Here is a 552-nt window from a genome sequence, read left to right as displayed (position 1 = left end):
ACCGGTTCGATTCCGGTCCTCGGCACCAATTATTTAGGCCCCATGGTCAAGCGGTTAAGACATCGCCCTTTCACGGCGGTAACCCGGGTTCGAATCCCGGTGGGGTCACCATTTATGTGGCGGAGTAGCTCAGTTGGCTAGAGCATGCGGTTCATACCCGCAGTGTCAGGGGTTCAAATCCCTTCTCCGCTACCATTTTTTTATCTTTATTAGGATATTAGGACTTATTTGGGCGCATAGCTCAGTTGGGATAAGTTGAATTCGAGATGAAACAAGACGTAGTCGAAGTTGAGTCCGAAGATACTTAGTCTAGTTTTCGTAGAAAACGAAGAACTGAGAAAACTTTGAAGATTTATAATCTTAGATTATACATATTAAATGTAGGTTATATTTGGGCGCATAGCTCAGTTGGGAGAGCATCTGCCTTACAAGCAGGGGGTCATAGGTTCGAGCCCTATTGTGCCCACCAAATACGGCCTGGTAGTTCAGTTGGTTAGAATGCTAGCCTGTCACGCTAGAGGTCGTGGGTTCGAGTCCCATCCAGGTCGCCAA

Annotated in this window: 4 tRNA genes; all 4 read left to right on the top strand. The window is 47.1% G+C overall.

Annotation, left to right across the window (positions count from 1 at the left end):
- Nucleotides 1-36: 36 nt before the first annotated feature.
- The 4 genes from HMPREF3181_RS02945 to HMPREF3181_RS02930 all read left to right on the top strand — a co-directional run bounded on the left by HMPREF3181_RS02945 (nucleotide 37) and on the right by HMPREF3181_RS02930 (nucleotide 551).
- Nucleotides 37-111, top strand: a tRNA-Glu gene (locus HMPREF3181_RS02945).
- A 7-nt stretch (nucleotides 112-118) separates the two neighbouring features.
- A tRNA-Met gene (locus tag HMPREF3181_RS02940) sits at nucleotides 119-195 on the top strand.
- Between the two features lie 198 nt (nucleotides 196-393).
- A tRNA-Val gene (locus tag HMPREF3181_RS02935) sits at nucleotides 394-469 on the top strand.
- A gap of 5 nt (nucleotides 470-474) precedes the next feature.
- A tRNA-Asp gene (locus HMPREF3181_RS02930) sits at nucleotides 475-551 on the top strand.
- Nucleotide 552: the final 1 nt, after the last annotated feature.

It is taken from the genome of Parvimonas sp. KA00067 (assembly GCF_001553085.1).
GTDB lineage: Bacteria > Bacillota > Clostridia > Tissierellales > Peptoniphilaceae > Parvimonas > Parvimonas parva.
The sequence above is the reverse complement of the archived record's forward strand: the minus strand, read 5'-3'. Positions and strand labels throughout refer to the sequence as shown.